The 23,475-nt window shown below is 42.4% G+C and carries 24 protein-coding genes, 3 pseudogenes and 1 riboswitch; of the genes and pseudogenes, 5 read left to right on the forward strand and 22 right to left on the reverse strand.

The window, feature by feature from the left end:
- Positions 1–23: 23 nt before the first annotated feature.
- Positions 24–1,463, reverse strand: coding sequence for a GntP family permease (locus tag NST56_RS20865; RefSeq protein ID WP_339178912.1), 1,440 nt, complete (start codon positions 1,461–1,463; stop codon positions 24–26).
- Between the two features lie 228 nt (positions 1,464–1,691).
- Positions 1,692–2,534, reverse strand: coding sequence for a methyltransferase domain-containing protein (locus tag NST56_RS20870; protein WP_268445167.1), 843 nt, complete (start codon positions 2,532–2,534; stop codon positions 1,692–1,694).
- Positions 2,535–3,237: 703 nt separating this feature from the next.
- Positions 3,238–3,339, forward strand: a riboswitch (purine riboswitch).
- A 128-nt stretch (positions 3,340–3,467) separates the two neighbouring features.
- Between NST56_RS20870 and NST56_RS20875 the strand changes: the two genes are divergently transcribed.
- A complete protein-coding gene (locus NST56_RS20875) occupies positions 3,468–4,661 on the forward strand; it encodes a NupC/NupG family nucleoside CNT transporter (protein ID WP_010332441.1) in 1,194 nt (397 codons plus the stop codon).
- A 42-nt stretch (positions 4,662–4,703) separates the two neighbouring features.
- Here NST56_RS20875 and NST56_RS20880 read toward each other — a convergent pair whose 3' ends face one another.
- The 3 genes from NST56_RS20880 to NST56_RS20890 form a co-directional block, all read right to left on the reverse strand.
- Complete coding sequence (locus NST56_RS20880) at positions 4,704–5,378, reverse strand: DUF3298 and DUF4163 domain-containing protein (RefSeq protein ID WP_326203892.1); 675 nt, start codon at positions 5,376–5,378, stop codon at positions 4,704–4,706.
- Between the two features lie 147 nt (positions 5,379–5,525).
- The gene (locus NST56_RS20885) at positions 5,526–5,816 is read right to left on the reverse strand and encodes a hypothetical protein (RefSeq protein ID WP_024123376.1); all 291 of its coding nucleotides are present in this window, start codon (positions 5,814–5,816) and stop codon (positions 5,526–5,528) included.
- A 50-nt stretch (positions 5,817–5,866) separates the two neighbouring features.
- Positions 5,867–7,927 carry a catalase gene (locus tag NST56_RS20890; RefSeq protein ID WP_339178916.1) on the reverse strand — a complete coding sequence of 687 codons (2,061 nt, stop codon included), beginning with the start codon at positions 7,925–7,927 and terminating at the stop codon, positions 5,867–5,869.
- Between the two features lie 209 nt (positions 7,928–8,136).
- Between NST56_RS20890 and citH the strand changes: the two genes are divergently transcribed.
- Positions 8,137–9,417 (forward strand): citrate transporter CitH, encoded by a 1,281-nt coding sequence (gene citH, locus NST56_RS20895; RefSeq protein WP_168749144.1) that lies wholly within the window; start codon positions 8,137–8,139, stop codon positions 9,415–9,417.
- Positions 9,418–9,461: 44 nt separating this feature from the next.
- On the opposite strand, the gene NST56_RS20900 is transcribed toward citH, so the two are convergent.
- Positions 9,462–10,568: a hypothetical protein gene (locus tag NST56_RS20900; protein ID WP_339178920.1), complete on the reverse strand. Its 1,107-nt coding sequence runs from the start codon at positions 10,566–10,568 to the stop codon at positions 9,462–9,464.
- Positions 10,569–10,890: 322 nt separating this feature from the next.
- Here NST56_RS20900 and NST56_RS20905 point away from each other — a divergent pair, with 322 nt between their 5' ends.
- On the forward strand, positions 10,891–12,174 hold the full coding sequence (locus NST56_RS20905; protein ID WP_326191400.1) for an MFS transporter: 1,284 nt from the start codon (positions 10,891–10,893) through the stop codon (positions 12,172–12,174).
- A gap of 18 nt (positions 12,175–12,192) precedes the next feature.
- Here the strand turns inward: NST56_RS20905 and NST56_RS20910 are convergent, their stop codons facing one another.
- Together NST56_RS20910 and NST56_RS20915 are read right to left on the reverse strand one after the other, a co-directional pair.
- On the reverse strand, positions 12,193–13,632 hold the full coding sequence (locus tag NST56_RS20910; RefSeq protein WP_326219002.1) for a DEAD/DEAH box helicase: 1,440 nt from the start codon (positions 13,630–13,632) through the stop codon (positions 12,193–12,195).
- Between the two features lie 81 nt (positions 13,633–13,713).
- Positions 13,714–14,862 (reverse strand): GDSL-type esterase/lipase family protein, encoded by a 1,149-nt coding sequence (locus tag NST56_RS20915; protein ID WP_339178925.1) that lies wholly within the window; start codon positions 14,860–14,862, stop codon positions 13,714–13,716.
- A gap of 164 nt (positions 14,863–15,026) precedes the next feature.
- Between NST56_RS20915 and NST56_RS20920 the strand changes: the two genes are divergently transcribed.
- Both NST56_RS20920 and NST56_RS20925 read left to right on the forward strand, forming a co-directional pair.
- Complete coding sequence (locus NST56_RS20920; protein ID WP_095712674.1) at positions 15,027–15,368, forward strand: helix-turn-helix transcriptional regulator; 342 nt, start codon at positions 15,027–15,029, stop codon at positions 15,366–15,368.
- Positions 15,365–15,886 carry a DUF2812 domain-containing protein gene (locus tag NST56_RS20925; protein ID WP_339178930.1) on the forward strand — a complete coding sequence of 174 codons (522 nt, stop codon included), beginning with the start codon at positions 15,365–15,367 and terminating at the stop codon, positions 15,884–15,886. The genes NST56_RS20920 and NST56_RS20925 overlap by 4 nt, the downstream gene beginning before the upstream one ends.
- A gap of 213 nt (positions 15,887–16,099) precedes the next feature.
- Here the strand turns inward: NST56_RS20925 and NST56_RS20930 are convergent.
- The 14 genes and pseudogenes from NST56_RS20930 to NST56_RS20995 form a co-directional block, all read right to left on the reverse strand.
- A pseudogene (locus NST56_RS20930) lies at positions 16,100–16,228 on the reverse strand (hypothetical protein); the annotation flags it as partial.
- 17 nt (positions 16,229–16,245) lie between these two features.
- Positions 16,246–16,698 (reverse strand): hypothetical protein, encoded by a 453-nt coding sequence (locus NST56_RS20935; protein ID WP_339178933.1) that lies wholly within the window; start codon positions 16,696–16,698, stop codon positions 16,246–16,248.
- 13 nt (positions 16,699–16,711) lie between these two features.
- Complete coding sequence (locus tag NST56_RS20940) at positions 16,712–17,008, reverse strand: YxiJ family protein (protein ID WP_339178935.1); 297 nt, start codon at positions 17,006–17,008, stop codon at positions 16,712–16,714.
- Positions 17,001–17,330 carry a hypothetical protein gene (locus tag NST56_RS20945; RefSeq protein WP_339178938.1) on the reverse strand — a complete coding sequence of 110 codons (330 nt, stop codon included), beginning with the start codon at positions 17,328–17,330 and terminating at the stop codon, positions 17,001–17,003. The genes NST56_RS20940 and NST56_RS20945 overlap by 8 nt, the downstream gene beginning before the upstream one ends.
- A 26-nt stretch (positions 17,331–17,356) precedes the next feature.
- Positions 17,357–17,839 carry a hypothetical protein gene (locus tag NST56_RS20950; RefSeq protein ID WP_268447930.1) on the reverse strand — a complete coding sequence of 161 codons (483 nt, stop codon included), beginning with the start codon at positions 17,837–17,839 and terminating at the stop codon, positions 17,357–17,359.
- Between the two features lie 30 nt (positions 17,840–17,869).
- On the reverse strand, positions 17,870–18,628 hold the full coding sequence (locus NST56_RS20955) for an Imm26 family immunity protein (RefSeq protein ID WP_339178943.1): 759 nt from the start codon (positions 18,626–18,628) through the stop codon (positions 17,870–17,872).
- Positions 18,629–18,653: 25 nt separating this feature from the next.
- On the reverse strand, positions 18,654–19,142 hold the full coding sequence (locus NST56_RS20960; protein ID WP_339178946.1) for a DUF2716 domain-containing protein: 489 nt from the start codon (positions 19,140–19,142) through the stop codon (positions 18,654–18,656).
- Positions 19,143–19,157: 15 nt separating this feature from the next.
- The gene (locus NST56_RS20965; RefSeq protein ID WP_339182334.1) at positions 19,158–19,610 is read right to left on the reverse strand and encodes a hypothetical protein; all 453 of its coding nucleotides are present in this window, start codon (positions 19,608–19,610) and stop codon (positions 19,158–19,160) included.
- 72 nt (positions 19,611–19,682) lie between these two features.
- Positions 19,683–20,009 (reverse strand): annotated as a pseudogene (locus NST56_RS20970) (DNA-binding protein); the annotation flags it as partial.
- 50 nt (positions 20,010–20,059) lie between these two features.
- Positions 20,060–20,944: a hypothetical protein gene (locus NST56_RS20975; protein WP_339178949.1), complete on the reverse strand. Its 885-nt coding sequence runs from the start codon at positions 20,942–20,944 to the stop codon at positions 20,060–20,062.
- A gap of 303 nt (positions 20,945–21,247) precedes the next feature.
- On the reverse strand, positions 21,248–21,436 hold the full coding sequence (locus NST56_RS20980; protein ID WP_339178952.1) for a hypothetical protein: 189 nt from the start codon (positions 21,434–21,436) through the stop codon (positions 21,248–21,250).
- Complete coding sequence (locus NST56_RS20985) at positions 21,429–21,917, reverse strand: hypothetical protein (RefSeq protein WP_339178954.1); 489 nt, start codon at positions 21,915–21,917, stop codon at positions 21,429–21,431. Before NST56_RS20985 ends, NST56_RS20980 begins: the two co-directional genes overlap by 8 nt.
- Positions 21,918–22,098: 181 nt before the next feature.
- Positions 22,099–22,962, reverse strand: a pseudogene (locus tag NST56_RS20990) (RHS repeat-associated core domain-containing protein); the annotation flags it as partial.
- Positions 22,963–23,080: 118 nt separating this feature from the next.
- Complete coding sequence (locus tag NST56_RS20995; RefSeq protein WP_121643646.1) at positions 23,081–23,440, reverse strand: YxiJ family protein; 360 nt, start codon at positions 23,438–23,440, stop codon at positions 23,081–23,083.
- Between the last annotated feature and the right edge of the window lie 35 nt (positions 23,441–23,475).

A 23,475-nucleotide genomic window follows, 5' to 3' on the forward strand; every position in this document is an offset into this window, starting at 1 on the left:
TCTGATTCCCCTTTCGTTTTGTCCTATACAAGGCCAGTCAAACTGTAAATCGCGATAATCACAAATACGGCGGCGGTTTTGATGAGAGTAATCGCAAAAATATCCCGATACGATTGGCGATGAGTCAAACCCGTCACAGCCAGCAGGGTGATCACCGCCCCATTATGCGGAAGCGTATCCATGCCTCCTGACGCCATCGAAATGACCCGGTGCATCACTTCAGGCGGTATGTTGTAGGTCTGGATCGCTTTCACATATTGATCAGACATCGCGCTTAACGCGATTCCCATTCCCCCTGAAGCCGATCCGGTGATCCCTGCCAGCGTTGTTGTCGTTACCGCTCCGTTTACAAGCGGATCCGTAAACGTATGTGAAATGCCGCTGCTCAGCTTATGAAACCCCGGCAGCGCAGCAATAATGCCGCCGAAACCGTACTCGGCACCTGTATTCATTGATGCCAGCAGGGCACCGCCGATCCCTTCATTCAGCCCTTCCTTTAGCTGTCCAAACACTTTTCTCCAATCAAACAAAATGGTTGCGATGATTCCGATCAGGAGGGCCAGCTCCACTGACCAAATGGCAACCGCGGAGGAGATATCAAGTTTCCCGAACTCTCCCAATCCTATGGCGGTAAAATCGAATTCATTCGGATACCACTTGGGGAGGATCGTGGTGAAACATTTGTTCATCACACCAACGAGAATAAGAGGGACAAAAGCGAGTGCGTGCCGGACCTTGCTTGTGTCAGGCTCTAAGGCCGGTGAGCTTTGTTCCGGGGCAAGATCAGTTGGCTCACGCGCGGCAGAAATCTCCGATCGAAAACCGGCGTAGCCTTCTCCTGTTTTTTCTGCTTTTTTGCACCTCGATTCCAAGTAGAACATACCCGCCGCCAGCACAAATACCGCGCCGATCATACCAAGCCAAGGGGCGGCATAAATGTCTGTTTTGAATAACGTCGTAGGAATTACATTTTGGATTTGCGGTGTACCCGGCAGTGCGTCCATCGTAAAAGTAAATGCCCCGAGAGCAATCGTTCCCGGTATGAGGCGCTTCGGGATGTCAGCTTCTTTAAACAGATTTTTCGCAAAGGGGTATACAGCAAAGACGACAACAAACAGGCTGACTCCGCTATACGTTAAAATAGCGCCCATCAATACGATAGCGAGTGTCGCTCGTTTCGCCCCGACCAATCTGACAATAGTCTTCGCAATGGAAGCCGCCAAACCGGACATCTCGACGACCTTTCCGAAAATGGCGCCAAGCAGAAATACTGGAAAGTACAGCTTAATAAAGCCTGCCATCTTCTCCATGAATATGGTTGAGAAAAAAGGAAGCACAAAGCTTGGATCTGTCAGCAGCACAGCAAATAAGGCGCAAATCGGAGCAAACAAAATGACAGAAAACCCCCGATAGGCGACAAACATCAGCAAACCCAAAGCCAAAAGAATAATCATAATGTCCACAAACATCCCTCTTTTCCGCTTGTCTGAGAAAAGGAAAGCGTTTACAAAATATCCCCTCCCTTTCCGTCATTTCTAATGCAAGTTCTGTGCCAGTCACCAGAATACCATTTCAAGCCTTTCCTCTTCCATATTTACGGAAAATGAGCGATAACTATTCCAATCCAGTGGAAAATTCCGTTTTTGCGGAAAACAAAAGGAAAGCTCTTTATGGGAGCTTTCCTCTTTCACTCATTTCTTTCCGATTAATATATCAACATCAACTGTCAGCTGAGCCGATTTCATTTCTCTAAACTGGTTGATTTTTTCAGCCGATGCGGACCAGGCTAACGGTGTCATGTTCAGAAGCCATTCTATGCCTTGCTGATGAAGCGTTTTGGTATAACGCAGCCTCATCAGATGATCGAGCTGAAAATGTGTGGTAAAGCGCTCAATTGCAGGTGCATTGGAATAGGTTCGTCTTTCTGAATCTGCATATAAAACCTGCCTTAGTTCTGTTAAGTAATCCTTTTGAGGGACAACCTTTATAACCAAACCATCTTTTTTCAGCAGTCTGTGGAACTCTGCATAATTTGAAGGTGAGAAAATCGATTGAATGACATCAAATTGCCGGTCTTGAAAGGGCGCATTAGCTACATCAGCTACGGCCCACAGCTTCCCGCCAATATTTTTTGCCGCTCGTAATATGCCATCCTTGGCAATATCAATCCCAATGCCGTGCACTGTTTTCTTCTCTTGAAGCAGCTCGCAAACCGCTTTCAAGTGGGTCCCCTCACCGCATCCGCAATCTAAAATGGTTAACGTCTCTTTTTCAGACTTCCGGTCACTGATCAAGTCAGCTAATGCCTGATGAAGCGGTGCAAAAAAGTGATATTCTGCCATCAGCCGGCTTCTTGCTTCGAAAAGCCCCGCCCGATAGCTGCTTTTGACCGGCTTTGTCAGGAAATTTACGTACCCATGCCGGGATATATCAAACGTATGCCCGCTCTTGAAACAAACCAAACTTTTCCAAGATGTGACCTTCATTGAAGAATCGCAAATCGGGCATCGAAATAGAGAGACAAATTGATTCATATAAGCAGCATGCTTCTTTATGTTTGACACAAAAAACACCTCATTCATTCGTTTTTAAATAAATGAAAAAGGCATAGACAAATAAACCTGGGCCTATCTAACTTTTTGGCCAGGCCTGGAAAGTCGTCTATACCTGTCATTATCTATAACGAATGAATTGAATAATCATAAAAAAGAACTCCTTTTTGCTGCATAGAGGGTTTCCCCGCTATTATGATACAACAATCATCCAGGAATAGGAACGAGATTCTCAGCGACAGGCGGTACTCCTCACTGTTTAAAAGATCAATTAATAAGCGGGCTGTTTCTTCAGCTCCTCCGTTTTGTTGTTCGATCGGCCCAATGGAGCCAGTACACCAGCATTATTGATTACATAAACGCTTCCGGCTCCGTATCAAGGCTGATGTGCTGAAACAAATCATCAAAGAGCGCCTCGATCCCGTGGCTATCTCTCAAATCACTGCTATCCAAGTCGATCAGCTTTTGATTATTCTGTCTTGAAATACAGTAAATCCGATGGTCCGCATGTATTGGCGTGCCTGTGATGGTGATATGCTTTGTTTTTTCCTCCTGATCACAATTTCAGCATAGCAATCCAATATGATTTTCCTTTATTTTCTCGACTTCGAAATATAAATTTATTATTTTGAAAATAGTTAAAAAGGTTGATTTTCAAAAAGTGAAAGGATAAAATACTGCTATCATCTTAGAAAAAAGACATTCTTGTATATGATCAGTAATATGGTCTGATTGTTTCTACCTAGTAACCGTAAAAAACTAGACTACAAGAAAGTTTGAATAAATTTGAACGAGTTGAAAAGGACAAGTTCTTTTCTGTTTGCTCTTATTTTTCACGCTTTCTGAACTTCCAGAATTTGTGAAGAATAAGGGCTTTTTTTCATTTCCATAATAAACCTCATAGGAGTTGCTATCATGTACTTTTTATTAAACCTTGTCGGCCTCATTGTGATTATGGCAGTTGTGTTCCTATGCTCCCCGCAGAAAAAGAAAATCCAGTGGCGTCCGATCATTACGTTAATTGTTCTGGAGCTTTTGATTACATGGTTTATGCTGGGGACAAAAATTGGCAGCTGGGCCATCGGACAAATTGGAAATTTCTTCACTTGGCTGATTGCTTGTGCCAGTGACGGGATCGCCTTTGCCTTCCCTTCTGTGATGGCAAATGAAACGGTAGACTTTTTCTTCAGCGCACTTCTTCCAATTATTTTCATCGTCACATTCTTTGACATTTTAACATATTTCGGCATTTTGCCATGGCTGATTGATAAAATCGGCTGGGTGATCTCAAAGGCTTCCCGCTTGCCGAAATTAGAGAGCTTTTTCTCTATTCAAATGATGTTTTTGGGAAATACAGAAGCTCTGGCAGTCATCCGCCAGCAGCTCACAGTATTAAACAACAACCGCCTGCTCACATTCGGCTTAATGAGCATGAGCAGCATCAGCGGTTCTATTATCGGATCTTACCTGTCAATGGTGCCGGCGACATACGTGTTTACAGCCATTCCATTAAACTGCTTAAACGCCTTGATTATCGCAAACCTGCTGAACCCTGTGCATGTGCCGGAGGATGAAGACATCATCTATACGCCGCCTAAAGAAGAGAAGAAAGACTTTTTCTCTACAATTTCTAACAGTATGCTTGTCGGCATGAACATGGTGATCGTTATTTTGGCAATGGTCATCGGATATGTGGCATTAACGTCAGCAGTCAATGGCATTCTTGGTGTTTTCGTACACGGCCTGACCATTCAGACGATTTTTGCTTATCTCTTCAGTCCGTTCGCATTCCTGCTTGGGCTGCCGGTACACGATGCGATGTATGTTGCGCAGCTGATGGGAATGAAATTGGCAACGAACGAGTTTGTTGCGATGCTTGACTTGAAAAACAATCTTAAAACACTGCCCCCTCACACAGTTGCGGTAGCGACGACATTCCTGACGTCATTTGCCAACTTCAGTACTGTCGGCATGATTTACGGAACGTACAACTCGATCCTTGACGGCGAAAAGTCAACGGTCATCGGGAAAAACGTGTGGAAACTGCTCGTCAGCGGAATTGCGGTATCTTTACTAAGTGCTGCGATTGTCGGTCTGTTTGTGTGGTAGAAAAATGGAGCCATATCCCTTTTAAGGATATGGCTTTTTTGATTATTGATAAACAGAGGAAGGCACCTGTACATCACGGATTCCAGCTGCATAAGGTCCCAAGTCATACTGGCCGAAGACGATGGCGATCCCGTTTTTTGTAAAGTAAAACATTGTGTCTTGGTTAAGGATAATATCCTCTTTCTTTACATCAGGGAAAAACAGCGTGTCATGTTTTTTGATATAGCTGTATAGGTAATCTTTCGTTTTGCTGACTTTAGTTTTGGTATTCAGAATCTGATTCAGTGTCACCCGCTTGTGTGTGTTCAAGTCGTAGTTGAAGGACTGAACAGACGTTAAACCATGGGCGCCGCCTGAATAGATATAATTGAGCGTTTGAATGCTGAGCTTGCCCGCCGCATTATATTTGACGCTGAAGGATGTTTGATATTCCGCTTTGAAGCCCTGCTGTTCACCGGCTTTTTTGTTTTTCAGGTATTCTTGATACGATTGTTCAATGTAGGCTTTCAGCTCTTGATTGATGTTTTTTTCAAACGCGGCATTCCCGATGTGATGCACCTGAGGATACTTTAATTCCTTGATCTTTTTGTACGTATGGCTGCTGACAGTCGGCGTTTTCGCTTGAACCGCTTTTACAGATGGGGCCGCATATGCAAATACACTAAAAAGCAGGACAGCAGCAGCTACGGCAAATTTCATCATTTTATTCCATTTCATACAATCTCCTCCTTTGATTTTCTTTGTTTATCATTCCCTTTTTTCTGCAGCGCACACTTTTATAGACCGATGAAGTGAAAAGAAGTTTCTAGGTCGATCTGCTCGATTTTTTCCCAAATAAAAAAGAGACAACATACTGTCTCTTTTTTACTGTTTACGCTCAGCAATCACTTCGTGAACCGCTTGTGCCAAATCAATATTTCCAAACATCTCTAACACCGCAATGACGGTCTGGTCAGGTATGTGTTCTGACTCGTTCTTCGGCACGATCAGTTCTTCCACTGTTTTTTTCAAGCTTTCATTCAGCTTTTGCTGCGGATACGCTTTGGCATACAGCTCCAACGGATCAAGATCATGGTTGACACACCATTGGGCGAATACTAATATCATCATATTTTCGTCGCGCTCGTAAGCCTCTGCGAGCTGTTTTTCGTTCATATGTCATGCTCCTTATCCATAAGTATCTTCCTCTACGATACAGGAGCGAATCAAATTCGTCTATCCCAATGGCGGTGGGCGGCAACTGCTTCGATAAACGCTTTGCTGAAGCCGGTGTAGTCCTCTTCGTCTTCTGCTGTCACAATTCCCGGCCCCTCTGTTGCGCCGACAGCTGATTTGAGGAGGCCAATTCCTTCGTTTGCCGCACCGACCGCCTTATAGTGATTGTAGGCTTCTCTAATAAACGCCATCGCTTGTTTATCTTCTTTTAGTTCAAATCCCCCTGCGGTATAGACGGCGTCATATAGAACGGAGTCTGTCGTCAGGAATGTGCCGTCGACCTCAAGCTGCTGTCCGGCACCGCTTGTGATGTACCCTAGCGTTTGACTGATGATATCCACTGTGATCCCTTCTTGTTTTAAGGCGTCCAGCACTGTTTGCAGTTCTTTTTCATCAAAACCATTGCCGGCGAGAACCGCGACTTTTCTCGTTGACGCTGTTTTCACTGTACGGGCTTGGCTTAATGCAGGTGAGGTAAGGATTTCTTTTGATGCTTTGCGTTTCGCCGGCGGCGCCACACCTACTCCTTTGGCGATTTCTTCTGCCAGGACAGTATCTACGTTGCTGAAGACATCGACGACCTGCCGCTGCACATCTTTGCTTTTGACCTTCCCGACCTCGAAGCAAAAAGCGGAGATAATGTGCTTTTTCTCAACCGGGGACATGCTGTTCCAGAACAGTTTTGCCTGTGAATAATAATCATTAAAACTGTCGCTCCGCTGACGTATTTTTCTGCCCTCTACTTTCTCCTGATAGTGGACGTAACCGCCTTCTTCGGCTGACGCAGGAGACGGGTCATTGTTCTGCAGAGAGTTTTTATGATAAGCGACCGGCCCCTTATTGATGGTCATCCGATGATAACCGTCGTACTGGTTATTATGGAACGGACATACCGGGCGGTTAATCGGAATCTCGTGGAAGTTCGGGCCGCCAAGACGGATCAGCTGTGTATCCGTATAAGAGAAAAGCCGTCCCTGCAGGAGCGGATCATTTGTGAAGTCGATGCCCGGCACAACATTTCCCGGGTGGAATGCGACTTGCTCCGTTTCCGCAAATACATTATCCTGATTGCGATTCAGCGTCATTTTCCCAATGATCTTCACCGGCACAAGCTCTTCCGGCCAAAGCTTCGTCGGATCAAGAATATCAAAATCAAATTTGAATTCATCTTCTTCCTCTATCATCTGCACGCCTAGCTCATATTCAACCGTGCCGCCGTTTTCAATTGTTTCCCACAGGTCGCGGCGGTGGAAGTCGGGGTCTTTTCCGGCAATTTTCTGCGCTTCATCCCATACGAGAGAATGCACGCCGAGCACCGGCTTCCAATGGAATTTCACGAAACGCGCCTTTCCTTGTTCATTGACAAACCGGAACGTGTGAACGCCAAAGCCCTCCATCATCCGGTAGCTGCGGGGGATGCCTCTGTCAGACATCGTCCACATCACCATGTGTGCCGACTCAGGGTTATTGGCGACAAAGTCCCAAAACGTATCATGAGCGGTCGCGGCCTGAGGCATTTCATTGTGAGGTTCAGGCTTAAATGCGTGAACCAAATCCGGAAATTTGATCGCATCCTGAATGAAAAACACCGGGATGTTATTTCCCACAAGATCATAATTTCCTTCTTCCGTATAAAATTTCGTCGCAAATCCTCTGGCGTCACGCACCGTGTCAGCGGAGCCTTTGGAGCCCGCAACCGTTGAAAACCGGACAAATACCGGTGTCTTCACCGAAGGGTCCTGAAGAAATTTCGCCCGGGTGAATTCTGTCATCGGCTCATACACCTGAAAAAAGCCATGCACGCCATACCCGCGCGCATGCACGATCCGTTCAGGGATTCTCTCATGGTCAAAATGGGTCATCTTCTCCCGAAAGTGAAAATCCTCCATCAACGTCGGGCCGCGAACTCCGGCTTTTAACGAATGTTCGTCCTCAGACACCCGTACGCCTTGGTTTGTCGTCATTTTCTTTCCACTGTTATCAACCCTGTACTGTTCGAGCTGCTCGTCTTTTGAGTGTTCATTGACTCGTTTGTTTTGATCATCACTCATGTCTGCTCCCCCTTTTCCTATTCCAGATCTCAAAAAATAAACATTCTACAGCACATTTACCCTTGGCGACCTGCATATAAACTGCTCATCTGCTCTCTAGGTTTTTAGGTCTACTTGTCAACATGAGGTCATAAATATTTGAAATAAGCCTTCCTGAAATGTGGAAGCGCTTACTAAAAATTGTGCTGTTGAATGGGGGAGGTCATATCGTGCTTGCGATACTCGGTTTTGTGATGATCATTGTCTTCATGTATCTTATTATGTCAAATCGGCTTTCCGCTCTTATTGCTTTAATTGTCGTTCCTGTTGTGTTTGCCCTGATCAGCGGATTCGGCAAAGACCTGGGCGATATGATGCTTCAGGGTGTAACAGGCCTCGCTCCGACAGGCATCATGCTATTATTTGCGATCCTGTATTTCGGCATCATGATTGATTCAGGTTTGTTCGATCCGCTCATTGCCAAAATCTTATCCCTTGTCAAAGGAGATCCATTAAAAATCGCTGTCGGCACAGCGGTACTGACGATGACCATTTCGCTGGACGGAGATGGGACAACAACGTACATGATTACCATTGCGGCGATGCTTCCTCTATACAAACGGCTCGGCATGAACCGGCTCGTGTTGGCGGGAATTGCAATGCTCGGGTCGGGAGTCATGAATATTATTCCGTGGGGAGGGCCTACTGCAAGGGTTTTGGCTTCTTTAAAATTGGACACGTCAGAGGTCTTCACTCCGTTGATTCCTGCTATGATTGTCGGCATTCTCTGGGTGCTTGCCGTAGCCTATATTCTAGGAAAAAAAGAACGGAAACGGCTCGGCGTCATCTCAATTGAACACCAGCACGCATCCGATCCGGATACAGCGCCACTCAAACGCCCCGCTCTCCAGTGGTTTAACCTGCTACTGACTGTCGTGCTGATGGCCGCTTTGATCACCAGCCTGCTCCCGCTCCCTGTTCTTTTTATGATCGCATTTGCTATCGCCTTGATGGTGAACTATCCAAATGTAAAAGAGCAGCAAAAGCGAATCTCAGCGCATGCAGGAAATGCCTTAAACGTTGTCTCCATGGTGTTTGCCGCCGGTATTTTCACAGGCATTTTGTCGGGTACTAAAATGGTAGACGCCATGGCGCATTCTCTCGTATCACTCATCCCTGACGCCATGGGCCCGCACCTGCCCTTGATTACAGCCATCGTCAGCATGCCATTTACCTTTTTTATGTCGAATGATGCCTTTTACTTCGGTGTTCTGCCGATCATCACAGAAGCCGCCGCTGCTTACGGGATCGATGCCGCAGAAATCGGCAGAGCCTCCTTGCTGGGCCAGCCTGTGCATTTGCTCAGTCCTCTCGTGCCTTCCACTTATTTATTGGTCGGAATGGCGGGCGTCAGCTTTGGCGACCATCAAAAATTCACGATCAAATGGGCCGTGGGAACAACCATTGTGATGACGATTGCGGCACTGCTGATTGGGATTATTTCGTTTTAACGTGAGAAAAGGATTTCCGCTGCCGGAAATCCTTTTTTGGTCATTTAATTGATATATTTTATGACAGGCAAGCTTTCAACACCTGAAGCATAGTAGTAATTTAAAACACTGAAAAAGTCTACCGCTTTGCCGGTTTTTAGATCAACGATTAATATATGATCCCCATAGTTCTGATCATCCGCATCAAGCCTTCTCGGTGTTTTTTTACCTAACGTATCAAGGAATGAATCATCATAACCTACCCCGGACTGATAAGCTGATACATGATGCATAAAAAGCGTGCCTGTGTCTAAGTAAACCATGATGGCTGAGCTTGAACTTGCATAACTTGAACGATAAGTGACAGGGTCAGAAATATTTTTAACCTTCACATCAGAAATGGAATGGGTGCGCTGATTATACCCGCCACCATAGGAAAAATAATATACTCTTTCCCAGTTTAATGAAGATGTTTTCGTATTAGAATTGTACAGCAGTGTACCATTCGCATAAACGGAACCGTCTCCATACTCAGCAACAAAGGCTTGTAAATTAGACGTTACCGATTTTACACTTGAATAATTTGAAGGGTTTTTCGCATTTAACTGAATGTTATATGAATCTCCCGTTGATCCTTCAGAGTAAACCCGGATCATATAATCGCCAGCGGGAAGCTCTTTTAAAAGCACTAAGTTCCCTGCTGCCATTGATATATTAGACGGCTGAGCTTCTCCTGTATCCCAATTGACAACATACAATTTCAGATGGTAATTGCTGTTGTTTGAAAGAATTCTTGTGATAAGGGTTCGATCTGACGAAGTACTGAAAAAGTACATATCATCAGGATTATTTTCATCAAGGACAGAGGTTGTATTGAAAACCTGGTCATCGGAGTTGTACATGGAACTTGTTTTAAAACCATTCTCATTCGAAGGCTTCTTCACTTTCATCTTTTCTGTTTTATTGTCTGTTTTAAGGCTTACTTGCTTCGCTTGATTTAATGAAACACCCTCAGTTTCCTTTTGTTTTTTCAGTTTTTCCTGCTGCTCCATGATTGTTTTTTCTTTTAACACACTTTGCGCTGAGGCAGCATTTGAATTCATACCTAAACTAAAAACAACAAGCAACACAGTACACAAAAAAGGCAGTGAAACAATTTTTTTGTTCTTCATATACAAACCCCTTTCCAATTTTATACTATACATATCGGCGAGGAACTCAGATCATTTACATAAATATATTTTTTTCATGAATTGTTTATTTTTTCTATTTATTTAATGGCCTGCCATTCGAAGCCATCAGCTCTTTATACCAATAAAAGCTTTTCTTGCAGCTTCGAATTTATCGAAAGCGCCTAACCCGTTTTCTGTCATGATCAATGGCAGCTGTAGCGGTCATTGACTAAACGTTTTGTAAAAATTGACGGCAGTTCCATCCTTTTCTACGTGGTTTCTCGTACAATAGAAGTATCGTTACTGGGGAGGGGCTCTGCAGATGAAACGTTTTACGAAACAAGAAAACAGCTGGGTTGTATATGACTGGGCAAACTCTGCTTATTCCATTGTCGTCACAACCGCGGTATTTCCGTTGTTTTATAAATCAGCCGCTGCGGAAGGCGGTGTCAGCGCTGCTCAATCAACTGCTTATTTAGGTTATACGATAGCGATTTCTACCTTTATTCTCGCCATGCTCGGCCCGATTTTAGGAACCATCGCCGACTATGAAGGCTGCAAAAAAAAGTTCTTCGGCTTCTTTGTGTCTGCCGGTGTCGCCAGCACCGCGGCGCTTGCCTTTATTCCAAGTGAACATTGGCTTCTTTTGCTGCTGTTCTACACCATATCGGCTGTCGGTTTTTCCGGCGCCAATGTATTCTACGACGCCTTCCTCGTTGACGTCACGCCTGAGGAGCGAATGAATCTTGTTTCCGCTCGCGGCTTTGGTTTAGGCTATATCGGCAGCACGATCCCATTTATCCTCAGCATCGCCGTCATCCTGCTTGCACAAGCAGAAACAATTCCGATGTCCGTGTCTGCCGCAAGCCAGCTGTCCTTTTTTATAACGGCCGCTTGGTGGGGGCTGTTTACCATTCCGATGCTGAAAAACGTGCATCAGCGCTATTACATCAAAAAAGAACCCCGCATCATAGCCAACAGCTTTAAACGCCTCGGGCAAACGATGAAACGGATCCGGCAGTACCGGGCGCTGTTCTTCTTTCTGCTCGCTTATTTCTTTTATATCGACGGGGTCGGCACCATTATTACGATGTCGACGTCCTACGGGTCAGACTTGGGTATCAGTTCCACAAGTCTCCTGATCATCCTGTTTGTCACTCAGGTCGTCGCCGCGCCGTTTGCCATTTTATACGGAAGACTGGCGGAACGCTTCACAGGGAAAACAATGCTGTACGTTGGCATCGTCATATATATGATTGTCTGCGTATATGCGTATTTTCTGGAAACGACGCTTGATTTCTGGATTCTAGCCATGCTTGTCGCCACCTCGCAGGGCGGCATTCAAGCATTAAGCCGCTCCTATTTTGCCAAGCTCGTCCCGAAACACCATGCAAATGAATTCTTCGGCTTCTACAATATTTTCGGGAAATTCGCCTCGATTATGGGGCCGCTGCTCATTGCCGTTACCGCCCAGCTGACCGGGAAATCCTCGACTGCGGTGTTCAGCCTGATCATTTTGTTTGTGATCGGAATTGCGATCCTCGCGTTTGTGCCGGAAGAGAACAGTGCCGATGTCAGCCATCACAAAAATGACCTGCCCCTTTAACTGGGAGCAGGTCATTCATCATTTATTCGCTTTATTCACCTTAAGCTTTTTCCCTTTGACGGTTGTATCCTTCATGGCTTTGAGAACACGAGGGCCTTTTCCGTTTAAAATTTCTACGTACGAGGCGTTATCCATGATTGTAATGATGCCAATGTCATCAGCTGACACACCATCAATTTTGGCAATCGTCCCTACAAAATCAACGGCTCTGATTTTCTTTTTCTTTCCGCCGTTAAAATACAGCTTCATGATGTCTTTATTCAGCTCTTCGCTTTTGTCCTTTTTGATTTTCGGACGGTCCTTCAGTTTAGCGAGAAAATCCGGTTTCTTTTTTGCGATTTCCTCTTGGGACGGGGCTTCTAATGTCTGAATCCCAAATCCGATATAGTCTTCTATTTCAGCTAGGAACCGCTTTTCAAACGGCGCCACAAATGAAATCGCTTTTCCCTGATTCCCGGCTCGCCCTGTCCGTCCTGTACGGTGTACGTAGCTTTCTTTCTCAAGAGGCAGATCATAGTTGATGACAAGGGCGATATTTTCGATATCGATCCCCCGTGCGGCGACGTCTGTCGCGACTAAATAACGGTACTCGCCTCTTTTAAATTCATTCATAACGTCAAAGCGGTCTTCCTGAATCATCCCGCCGTGAATTTTATCGCATGGATATCCTAAGTCATCCAATTCATCGGTCAGCTGATTCACATGCTCTTTCGTCCGGCAAAAAATGATGCAGCTGTCCGGGTTCTCAGTGATGAGTACATCCTTCAGCAAAGAAAACTTATTCTCTTCTCTGACTTGAATCACCGCATGTTCAATATTCCTTGTGGTGAGGCCGGCCGCTTTGATTTCGATATGCTCTGGGTTTTGCATATATTGGCGGCTTAATTTCTCAATATCCTCTGGCAGTGTCGCAGAAAACAGCATCGTCGTACGCTCGGTCGGGAGATGCTTGATAATCGCCTCCACCTGATCGATGAAGCCCATATTCAGCATCTCATCCGCTTCATCAATGACCAGATAGGAAAGGCGATCCAGCGGCAGCGTGCCTTTTTCAATATGATCTAGGACGCGTCCCGGTGTGCCGACAACGATATGGCTTTTTTGCTTCAGCTCGGCTTTTTGTTTATCAAAAGATGATTTTCCAAACACAGCTGTGGCTTTGATTCGTTTAAATCTTCCGATGTTCGTGATATCCTCTTTTACTTGCACGGCAAGCTCACGGGTCGGTGTCAGCACCAGTGCCTGCGGTTTATTTTCGTCCCAATCCGCCAGCTCGCAAAGAGGAATGCCAAACGCAGCCGTTTTCCCGCTTCCCGTCTGTGATTTGACGACAAGATCTTTTCGTTCAAGGGCAGCCGGAATCACGTTTCGCTGCACCTCGGTCGGTTCTGTATACCCCAGTCCTTCCAATGCTCGTAAAATGTCATGACTGATTTGATAGTTTTTAAAATGACTCATGTATAAACTCCTGTCTCTTGCAGATGTTCTCATTATACTCTAATTTACGGCATCGTATGTGTTTTGCCGAAAAATGACGTTTTAGAAGCCATCAATCCCCTGTCTTTTTAGTTCCTGAACGGCCAATCGCGCCAGTGCATCGGCCCCCGCGCGGTTCGGATGCAGTGTATCGCCATCCATATAAAGTGCGAGCGTTTTTTCCGGACCAATCGATGTAAAGTATGCCGAACTGAGGACATTCAAGTCAATGAGATGTGTTTTTTCCTCTTCGGCCAAAGCCAAAATAGATACCCTGTACCATCGGTTTACAGACGAATGGATGCCTTCAGAAGTGAAATCGGTCGCCCGGCCCTGAGGTGTTGAAAGGATGACTTCCGCTCCCTTTGCTTTCACCTGCCGGATCATATCACGCATAATCTCCTTAAATTCCGCTTCAGATTCATTATGCTTCGGATTTGTATCGTTAATGCCGAGCTGCAAAATAAAGTAATCACCCGGTTTGATGTACTTCAAGATCGCCTCAAGCTGTCCGTCATTTCGAAACCCTCTCGCAATCTGCCCGCCTGATGCCATGTTTCTCACTTGAAAGGTACGCTTGTCGACATAGTGAGGCAGCATTTGTCCCCAGCCCGCCTGCTTGCTGCTGTTGAGCGGATAATAATTGCACACCGTCGAATCGCCGCCGATATAGATCGTTCGGTTTGTCACCGGCTGATCAGACAATTTCTTGATTTTTAGCGCGCTGAGCGTAAAAGCGGTACCCGTCTTGCCTTCAGTCACCAGCAGATTCAGCTGCCCGTCGGTGACAGGGATTTGGAACGTATCCTCCGCACCGTCTCCCGTCATATTGATGACCTGATACACACCCTCCGCCGCCACGCTTGCCCTCGCCGTATTGCCCAGCGTCACCTTCAGCTCATAAAGACCATTCGGAAGATCCACATTAAACGTGTTGTCGCTTTTCGTCCCATACGCCAAAAATTGAACCGCATCACTTTTCACGCCCGTCCCGGATGCCGCCACATCCTTCATATGTTCCGGCGTTTGAAAACCGTAGCCCTTTGATAGGTTATAACGGTCAGACGCCCTTACCCCAATGTAATCAGGCTCAACCGAACCGCTCCCAAAGTCAAACTGATACACCTTCGGCTCAGACGCCTTCAAACTCTCTGCCCCGCTGAAACACAACATCAACATCATCACAAAACCCGCCGTTATCCATTTTTTCATTAAGAATCCCCCTCTATGAAAACGCATTCATTAATGCATACTCGGTGATTGTTTCTTTATGATGACTGAAGGAAGAAAAAAATTGCATTGACAAAAGAAAAGGAAGATTTTATTATATCAATAATTGATATATCATTAGTTGATATAAGAAATGAGGTGACCGCTTGCCAAAGCAACGTCCGCAGGAAATGGATCAGCTCACCGATCCAGCCTATTATATTGTCTTAACCTTGCTGGAGCCAAAACACGGCTATTCGATCATGCAGGAGATTGAAGACATGACCGATGCCTCCTTTACGATCGGCCCGGCTACCTTATATACATTGTTAAAGAAATTATTGCAGGAAGAGATCATTGAGCTTGTCAACAACGACAACCCGCGCCGCAAAGTGTACCAGACCACCCTGCACGGCCAAGAATTACTCAAAAAAGAAATGCAGCGCAGAAAAATGATGGCGGAACACGGCGAACGCGCTTTTCAACAATTGAAAGGGGATTCATCATGAAACAGAAAAAATATATGATGTCTGAAGGATTGGCGTTTTCAGAAGAAAAAGATATGAAGAAACTCAGTGATATGGCCAGCAAGGGCTGGGTGCTCGATTCTTTTGCGTTTATAGGATATAAGCTTAGAAAAGCTGAGCCGCGGAAATTGATCTACAGTATTGATTATCATGATGTTGGGGATGAAAGCTTGGCGGAATACACTGAGATGTTTGAAGCGGCCGGATGGGAGCGTGTTTGCTCTTCACAAGGTATGCATATCTTTTCGGCTGAGCCCGGAACTTCACCGATATACAGTGATCAATCCACCATGAGAGAGAAATATAAAAGAAGTGAAAAAGACATTCGAAATGTCACCTGCACCTTGAGCTTCCTGACTCTCTTGTCCATTACACTCCATTATGTAAACGGATTATCAAATTGGGTGCCTTTGTTTTTTCTGATTGTGACTATCCCGTTTCTCGTGACATATGCGGCAACAAAAGCAAGAACGCTGGGAAAGTGGGGAAAATCAGTGTGACTTCTTGTCACACTTGATTACATCCCATCCTCCGCAATAGAAGCTTATTTGGTTTTCTTCGTCATACACATAATAACGGAGCCTCTCCCATTGGTCGTCAGTCGGTAAAAGCTCCAAGTCAACCGAATCGATGGATTCAAGATCATCCAGCTTCGATGCACTAATGTTTTCAAACCGCAAATGAATGTCACAGGTTTGAGCAGATAGTTTTAATTCAAACACAGGAATATGAATATAACGATCATCTTCTTTCATATAGAAAGTAAACTCGTTTAATGTAAATGGACCTGTATCCGCATCAGAAAGATGTTTTTTCATTTTCTCGTATTGTGTGATATTCATATGGATTCCTCCTCCTTTTATGTTTCATCGCCAACCATATAGATCTCCGCAGCATCGTATTCAAACCACATGATCCGTTCGCCTGATTCCGTTAGGCACTGGAGTTTGCCTTCGGAAAGATAGTTTTTCGGTTGAGGGTCAGTGATCAGAAAAACATCATCATTGATGGAAGCTAACAGAAAGAGAAAATCTGCAATGCCCCGGTCTGTTTCATGTACTACGCATTGGAAATGAAATTGCCTTTTCGCCAGCTTCGTCACTTTGTAAGCATAGCCTTTGAAAAACTCTGACAGGTCTTCTATAAATGAACCACCTGTTATCACCTGTATCATGATTTGCTCATAGGCAAGCCCCTGCCAAAAACGATAAAAAGACTCAGCATCTCCAAGTTCGCATGACGTAACGGTTTGGTCGGGCTTAAGCTCGACCATGTCCAAATTGCCGATACTGCTTATAGAGGTTTTTTTCATAAAATCCTCCTTATTAGTTGGATAGCGCAGCGCAAATCTCTTGTCTGACTTGCTCGTACAAAAGAATGTGATGATACAAATCATTATCGTGTTTGATCATATCCAGCGGGATGTCAGGATACAGCTCAAAAAAGCTTTTCTGCAACGAATGCCGCTGATGCCGGGGCAGCCTTTTATTCGCCAGCACATAACCCAAACTGCCGGCAATAAGCATAAAAAACTCATACACTTCCGCTTCAAAGCCGTACAATTCATCAGGATACGGCGTTTCTTCAAGCTCTTGCTGTCTTTTTCTCAGTTTTTCAAACACGCGATCCTCTCCCTTCCGCCACCTCATATTGCCGGCAATAAAAGCGGAACGTCTGCTCCTCCCATTCTTCCACAAGGTAGATGCCTTGCGGCTGCGGTTTTATACGGAGAAGCACATCAGACATGTCCTTTAGGGTTTCCAAATCTCGTATCGTAACGGCTGAAACGTCTTTGAATGTAAAAATAATTGAACGGAAATGATAAATAACTGCTAACTCAATCATATAAATGGCATCTCTATCTGTTTCTCGATAAAGACGCCATTTCTTGATATGCTGTAACAAAATTGGAGAAACTCCAGAAATATTCAATTCAGTTGCCAATTTTGATTCCTCCGTTTGATGCTTCCCTATACTCGATACTCACAGTAAGGCTTCAAATCAGGGAATGCAGCCTTTAACATCCTTTCTATTCCTTCTTCATTAACGGTAAAAATAAGATCTGACGAATCAAAAAAACCGACCTCAAAAACACATTCTTTCACAGGGGAGATATAGTCATCTTCATAAAAGTCAGCATTCCCATCAACAAACGGAACTTGTGTTAAATCGTACGGTATCGTCTCTTTAGGCACAGCAGTTAAAATAGAAAATATCACATAAATCTCAAATTCATTTAATATACGATGAAATTCCTCACCTGTGATAAAAAGATAGTCTTCACGCTCGCCAATGATATCGTTCCAATGATTCTTATCCTCGGATAAATCCATCATATTCAAAATATCGCCAATGACCCAATTATACTCAGTGATAGGGAGAGGGAATTGTTTGAAAAAATCATTTAAAAGAAAAAGATCAGAATTCGCATATTCCAGACAATACCTGCTCATATGTACCTCGCCCCCAATAAAAGTCCCTTTTTACAACTCATACTTGATCAATTCCTCCATCGAGGTTCCCTTGAAATATTGATTAAGTACATCCTCAAGACTCAAATGACCAAATAGTCCAATCGGATTGCTAAAGGTCTTCCCGTGTCTTTCGTCAACTTCTATTAAATCACTCTCTGCCGCTAGTGAATCGTTATGGCTAATGAGGTATTTTCCATCTTCATACATAACAAATGTTATAGCAGATTGATCAAATTTCTTCATCAGATCTATCGGCACCTTGGAAACAACCTTCCAGTTCCCCTGAAGAAAGCCTGTATATCCTGTATTCGCAATAAAAAGGGCTCTTTGCTTTTCTGCCATCATGAGAAAAATGTCTTTTTTACTCAAGCGTTCCTCTGTAAAAGTATCAAAATACTGAATGAGAAGATCATCATTTTTATCTTTAGTTAAATTTCCTTTCACCACTAATGCATATGTAAACTGATTGATTTGCTGTAAAGGGATTTCAATGACAGCACCAGGCCTAACTTCACTTAAAGTAGTTCTTTTTTTCATCTTTAGGTTGATATCGGTGACTTGTTTTCCTTCTAATTCTTTAAAAAATGAATCGCCATCTGAGTTTAATACCTGAAAGAGAGTATAAACAAATTCATTTAGAGTAGGCTTGCGATCCAATTGTTCAAGGAACACAGCGTGAAAATCTTCGATGGCGTCGTGACAAATATCCAAACCATCATCACTTACGAATATCTTTTTATTCTTATATTTCTCTTCCCAAAAGCCCATGTTTCACCTCCGTTTTTCAGAACACTCATCTATTTTGAAACAGGATAGGCGGATATTTATCTATCGCCTTCAATAATTCTTCACCAAACACAGTGATTGTACATTTCCACGGATCACCCAAAAGCCCCCAAGAAAAATCCTGATAAAAAAAGAAATAATAGTCTCCATTCGGAAATACGGGAACAGGCCAATCGCCAAATTCATCCTGAGGCATTGTCTGATGAGGGCTAAACATATATCCGTCATGCTGCCAATCTAATGCGTACATTACATCGTTCTTTCCAGTACATGATTGAAATGCTTTTAAAATAGAAGTCTCTAAATCATTCAGCACTTCGCTCACATCATCATGACCGGATTTACTGCTCATCGCGCTCGAGATATCAAACACTCGATATGGATCAGGCGGGATGATGTGATGACATCTGCTTCCTGGCTTCCATTTTATGAGCTGGTTCACTTCTGACCAGATGCGGTCTTGTTTTGTCTGACTTAAAATGCGCCAATTCATCATGATCTCATCAACACCTTATTGGATATCCTGCTTATAAACACCAGAAGAGGTCACTGCGTAAACAGCGTTACTTGTCAGTTTCAGCTGTTGAATGTCTAGGGTTTCACCGTTCGAGTCACAGCAAGTTATCTCTTCCATCTCTTGACTCACATCGGTAGAAATCAAATAAAGAGACGGCTTAAGGTCTGCTCTGTAACAGCTGACCGTCCCGATCCAAAAACCTTCTTTAGCTACTGTGAGCTGATCAAATGCTTCTGATTTAGGTGCCTCATCCGACAGAATCCACACCCGTCTCACAACCGTTTCATCAAATGCGGCAATGACTACATCTCCGTAATACAACATATAAATCAATCCGTTTTTTTCTGCAAGCCCATAACATTCATCTACAGCCGGTGCATCCATTTCTTCAAGCTTTCTATCAATATACATTTCCTTCTGCTTACCATCTAATGTAAAACACCACACACTTTCACCCTTCGGATTCTCATCATGATAAATCCCTTCATCACATAAACCGACCCAAAGCTGTTGTTTTTCATCCAAAAGACAGCAGGAAACCCCTGAAGGCAAACGAAAAGCACTTCTCACTCTTCCCTCTTCTGAAAAAACCTTTACCTTCGGCTCATACGATTCGTAATAAACGAAGACATAGCCATTTGCACATTGTTGAAAGAACAGAATATCGCTGCATGTAATCTGCTCTTTCACTTTAAAATCCCGAGCATCACCAGAAGGATCATAGATTGAAATAGTGAGATCACCTTTCACACCTTTTCCAATGTAGACACGTCCTTGTGCATCAGCATGGAAAAAACAATCGTGGGTATTCGTGTTGATGATTTTATTCATTTTTAAGTTTTTCATTGGTTATGCTCCCAGGTTTTTAAAAATTTGCATATCAAATGAACAAAAATTTAAAGGGTCACATTTATAAGCTGTTTATTATTTAACAGAAAAAGATTATGATGACGATCAATTCCTACACACTTATCTTTATATACAGCTACTTGGGCAAAACATAGATCTTCACCAGTATTTTCATTCAACATCTTATGTTCTGCAAAGCTTTGCATATCATCTGACTTAACTGCTTTTTTTATATGATATAAGTCATCCCAAATGAATAGGTAAAGATACGAGCCGTTTTGGATACAGGAATGAAACTCTATTTCAGCCTTATATTGTCCTAATGTTTCTCCTAATAATTTGAGTTTTTGTATATAGTCCTCTCCCATCGATCTGTAATGCAAATAGATGGCATCTTCACTTACAAAAGTAGAATAATATTGGTCAATTACGTATGAACTAACATCATCGGAGTCCAATTCATATTCTCCATTTTTCAAAATGAATTTATTCATTCCTCTTGCGCTTATTTCCTGATCAACGCCTGAAAATATGCCCAATTCATCGTATCCAACCCATAGATTCTCATTTTGATCTATCATCATTGAATTAATGTATCGTCCTCCATAAAAAGATTGATAGAATCCTTTGAGCGGACTCCACACGTATATGTTGGGTTCTACGTTACTTATTCCATCCTCGTACTCTTTATCAATTAATAATAAAAATGAATCATCAACTTTTTGTACATTTATAACTTGCTTTTTGGTTTGTACGCTATAGCTGTTTAAGAATCGGCCATCAATGTTTGAATAAAGAGCTATATGATTTATGTGTCCATAATCATTTCGTTCCTCCTGGTTCAGCACAATGAATTCTGAATCATTCATTGATAATAAAATTTTGCCTTTCTCTGTTACTTTATGTGATTTTTTAAAAAGTAAATCAGACATATATGCCACCTTTCAAGAAGCTATCGACAAAATCTCATCAAGTATACTCCCTTTTGATTCTGCCTTTTTTACAGATAAAATTTATTGTCATCCTTACGATCGCTTCTTATACTGAAGCATATATTTCAGTTGAATCAAAGAAAACCCTTTTAGTTTCAACCGCATAAACTGCTTGATTAATCCCAATCAAAACGTTTGCATTCGATTCATAATCTTCAATTAAAGGATGATATAATGTTCCAATACCCTGCGGATAGTAAGAGAATGAATTTAGTATCCACCTTTCCCCATCAGCAAATTCTTTTAAAGACGATTCCTTGCCGGCATAAAAAATAATGATGATACATTTTTGAATTCAATACGATGCTGTTGCTTTTTTCCCTTCGTATCCATTTCTAAATAAAGAATAAATTCTTTTTTTAAAAAATGAAAATCTGTTTTTAATATGATGAATTCCGAATCAATCAGATACTTTTGTAATGGATTATTCACTTGAATCCTCCCTCCTTGAAAAAAATTTCTTGATCCCATCCACTATATGATTTCTTTGGTTTTTTTCAGTTTTTTCATGAGAATTAAGCACTTGATATTCTTTAGAATCAAAGGATACACTTTTTGATTCTATGGCAAGTAAAGTCCCGTTAATCTCTATAAGAAAATTAGCATTAAAGACTTGATTACCTAATATACCATTTTGTAGTTTTCCAATTCCTTCTTTGAAATAACTGATTTCTTCAAGGTACCAATTAGTATCAATGGGTATAGTTTTATCAAACTTGTTATGAACATTAAAATTGCAATAAATCCCATTTATATCCTTAAATGAAATTTCTTTTAAAGTGGCTTTTTCTCCTTCTTCATATAACTTAAGATAAAGAGTTAATCTATTCTCTAAGTATTCAAAATTAATATCGTACATAAAGCAATTAACATCGTGATTTATATAGTCTATCCATTGTTCAATACTGTTCATGTTATAACATTCTCCTCACTTTAATTAAGTAAAAAGGTTTGTAAATACAGATGGAAACTTAGACAATTCTTAAGTAGAATTCACCTGTATAACCATCTGCATCTCTAACTATGTTAATTGCTATTATTAACCCCTAAATGATCTTTACATTTGATTTATAGATTTAATTACACTGATACTATTATCTTCTGTGTGACTTACTGCGCAAGCGTTTATTTATATTTCTATATGATGACCATCTTAACTTTATATGAGTCTCAGAAGGATTATTTGAGAAATGCCCTTTTGCATTTAAAGGACCTTTATTTCTAACTGACATTCTATAGTATGGTTTCTTTCGTTGACCAGAATTCTTCCCCATTAACCTTACTGTATGTTTTTTAGTAGTAACTACCCAACCTTTTTTAGTTTTAGCCCTTTTAATTACACCTTTGTTTGCCTTTGCAACTTTTCTAGCATTCCAATACGTTTTAGATAATTTTCCAGCCTTATATAGAGTACGTCCTACTCGTAAATAGTTTCCTCCGATTGCTCCGCCAGCAGCACCTAAGGCTACAGATCCAACTAATCTCCAACCTCTTGCTCCCTTTGCCTTGGCAGCTTTGTAAGAAGAGACTCCTCCAATTAAAGCACCTGCTACCATCCATACCCAATGCCCATCCGGATCAACATTCATCACTGGGTTATTATTTCCATAAGCATACCCATTCTGATCCAATGAGTCTCCGTCGCTGCCCGGGTCTGGGTCGAGCGATAGGAACACGCCGTTTCTTGGCTCGTAGTAGCGGGCCATGAGATAGTACAGGCCGGTTTCTTCGTCGTATTGGTAGCCTGCGTAGCGGTAGCGGTTGTCTTTTACTTCATCACTTGCTTCGGTTTTTGTTGGATTTCCCCATGCGTCATATTGATACTTGGCAACGGTTTTTCCCGTGCTGTCTGAGATTGCAATGACGTCACCTTGTGCGTTGTAGTGATAGAAATATTTCTTGCCATTTTGCGTGAATGCTAGCAGTTGTCCACTATCACCGTATGTGTATGCTTTTGTGAAAGTATACACATTCAGACTGTCGCTGTAAAAATAAATTGTGTCTTTCCCGAATTAATTAAAACAGCTGTCAAATATACTTGACAGCTGTTTTTGTTTATTATTTTAGTTTAAAGATTCATACTCCTGTTATAAGCTTATTAATCAAAATCCTAATTTTTTCATGAAATTCTAAGCATTCACTTAATTCTTGATATTTTAAAATATCACTTTTATAATTCCTAAAATGAGGATAATGTTCATAGAACGTTTTTTTTAACATTTCTCTTTGATATCTAGGAATTTTTTTATCTTCAATTATATAATTTAAACTTCCAGTTATTAAGGCAAAAAATTCATAAAATTCATCTAAAGAAGTATTTGTTTCTTCTTCAAAATCATACATATCATTTGGAAACGGACCATGTAATAATACATAATATTTTTTGAACTCATCTAATGTTTTTTGATCAATATTATATCTTTTAAAAAATTTCATCCATATTCAGGCCCTTCTATATTGTAGAAATTAAA

The sequence above is a fragment of the Bacillus sp. FSL R5-0560 genome (assembly GCF_037966305.1).
GTDB classification, from domain to species: Bacteria; Bacillota; Bacilli; order Bacillales; family Bacillaceae; genus Bacillus; species Bacillus mojavensis.

Bases quoted from the DNA above. Each gene is read 5' to 3' on its own strand.
- NST56_RS20870 (WP_268445167.1), bottom strand. From the start codon at position 2,534: ATGAATCAATTTGTCTCTCTATTTCGATGCCCGATTTGCGATTCTTCA.
- NST56_RS20875 (WP_010332441.1), top strand. From the start codon at position 3,468: ATGTACTTTTTATTAAACCTTGTCGGCCTCATTGTGATTATGGCAGTT.
- NST56_RS20880 (WP_326203892.1), bottom strand. From the start codon at position 5,378: ATGAAATGGAATAAAATGATGAAATTTGCCGTAGCTGCTGCTGTCCTG.
- NST56_RS20885 (WP_024123376.1), bottom strand. From the start codon at position 5,816: ATGAACGAAAAACAGCTCGCAGAGGCTTACGAGCGCGACGAAAATATG.
- NST56_RS20890 (WP_339178916.1), bottom strand. From the start codon at position 7,927: ATGAGTGATGATCAAAACAAACGAGTCAATGAACACTCAAAAGACGAG.
- NST56_RS20900 (WP_339178920.1), bottom strand. From the start codon at position 10,568: ATGAAGAACAAAAAAATTGTTTCACTGCCTTTTTTGTGTACTGTGTTG.
- NST56_RS20905 (WP_326191400.1), top strand. From the start codon at position 10,891: ATGAAACGTTTTACGAAACAAGAAAACAGCTGGGTTGTATATGACTGG.
- NST56_RS20910 (WP_326219002.1), bottom strand. From the start codon at position 13,632: ATGAGTCATTTTAAAAACTATCAAATCAGTCATGACATTTTACGAGCA.
- NST56_RS20915 (WP_339178925.1), bottom strand. From the start codon at position 14,862: ATGAAAAAATGGATAACGGCGGGTTTTGTGATGATGTTGATGTTGTGT.
- NST56_RS20925 (WP_339178930.1), top strand. From the start codon at position 15,365: ATGAAACAGAAAAAATATATGATGTCTGAAGGATTGGCGTTTTCAGAA.
- NST56_RS20935 (WP_339178933.1), bottom strand. From the start codon at position 16,698: ATGAAAAAAACCTCTATAAGCAGTATCGGCAATTTGGACATGGTCGAG.
- NST56_RS20950 (WP_268447930.1), bottom strand. From the start codon at position 17,839: ATGAGCAGGTATTGTCTGGAATATGCGAATTCTGATCTTTTTCTTTTA.
- NST56_RS20955 (WP_339178943.1), bottom strand. From the start codon at position 18,628: ATGGGCTTTTGGGAAGAGAAATATAAGAATAAAAAGATATTCGTAAGT.
- NST56_RS20960 (WP_339178946.1), bottom strand. From the start codon at position 19,142: ATGATGAATTGGCGCATTTTAAGTCAGACAAAACAAGACCGCATCTGG.
- NST56_RS20975 (WP_339178949.1), bottom strand. From the start codon at position 20,944: ATGTCTGATTTACTTTTTAAAAAATCACATAAAGTAACAGAGAAAGGC.
- NST56_RS20985 (WP_339178954.1), bottom strand. From the start codon at position 21,917: ATGAACAGTATTGAACAATGGATAGACTATATAAATCACGATGTTAAT.
- NST56_RS20995 (WP_121643646.1), bottom strand. From the start codon at position 23,440: ATGAAATTTTTTAAAAGATATAATATTGATCAAAAAACATTAGATGAG.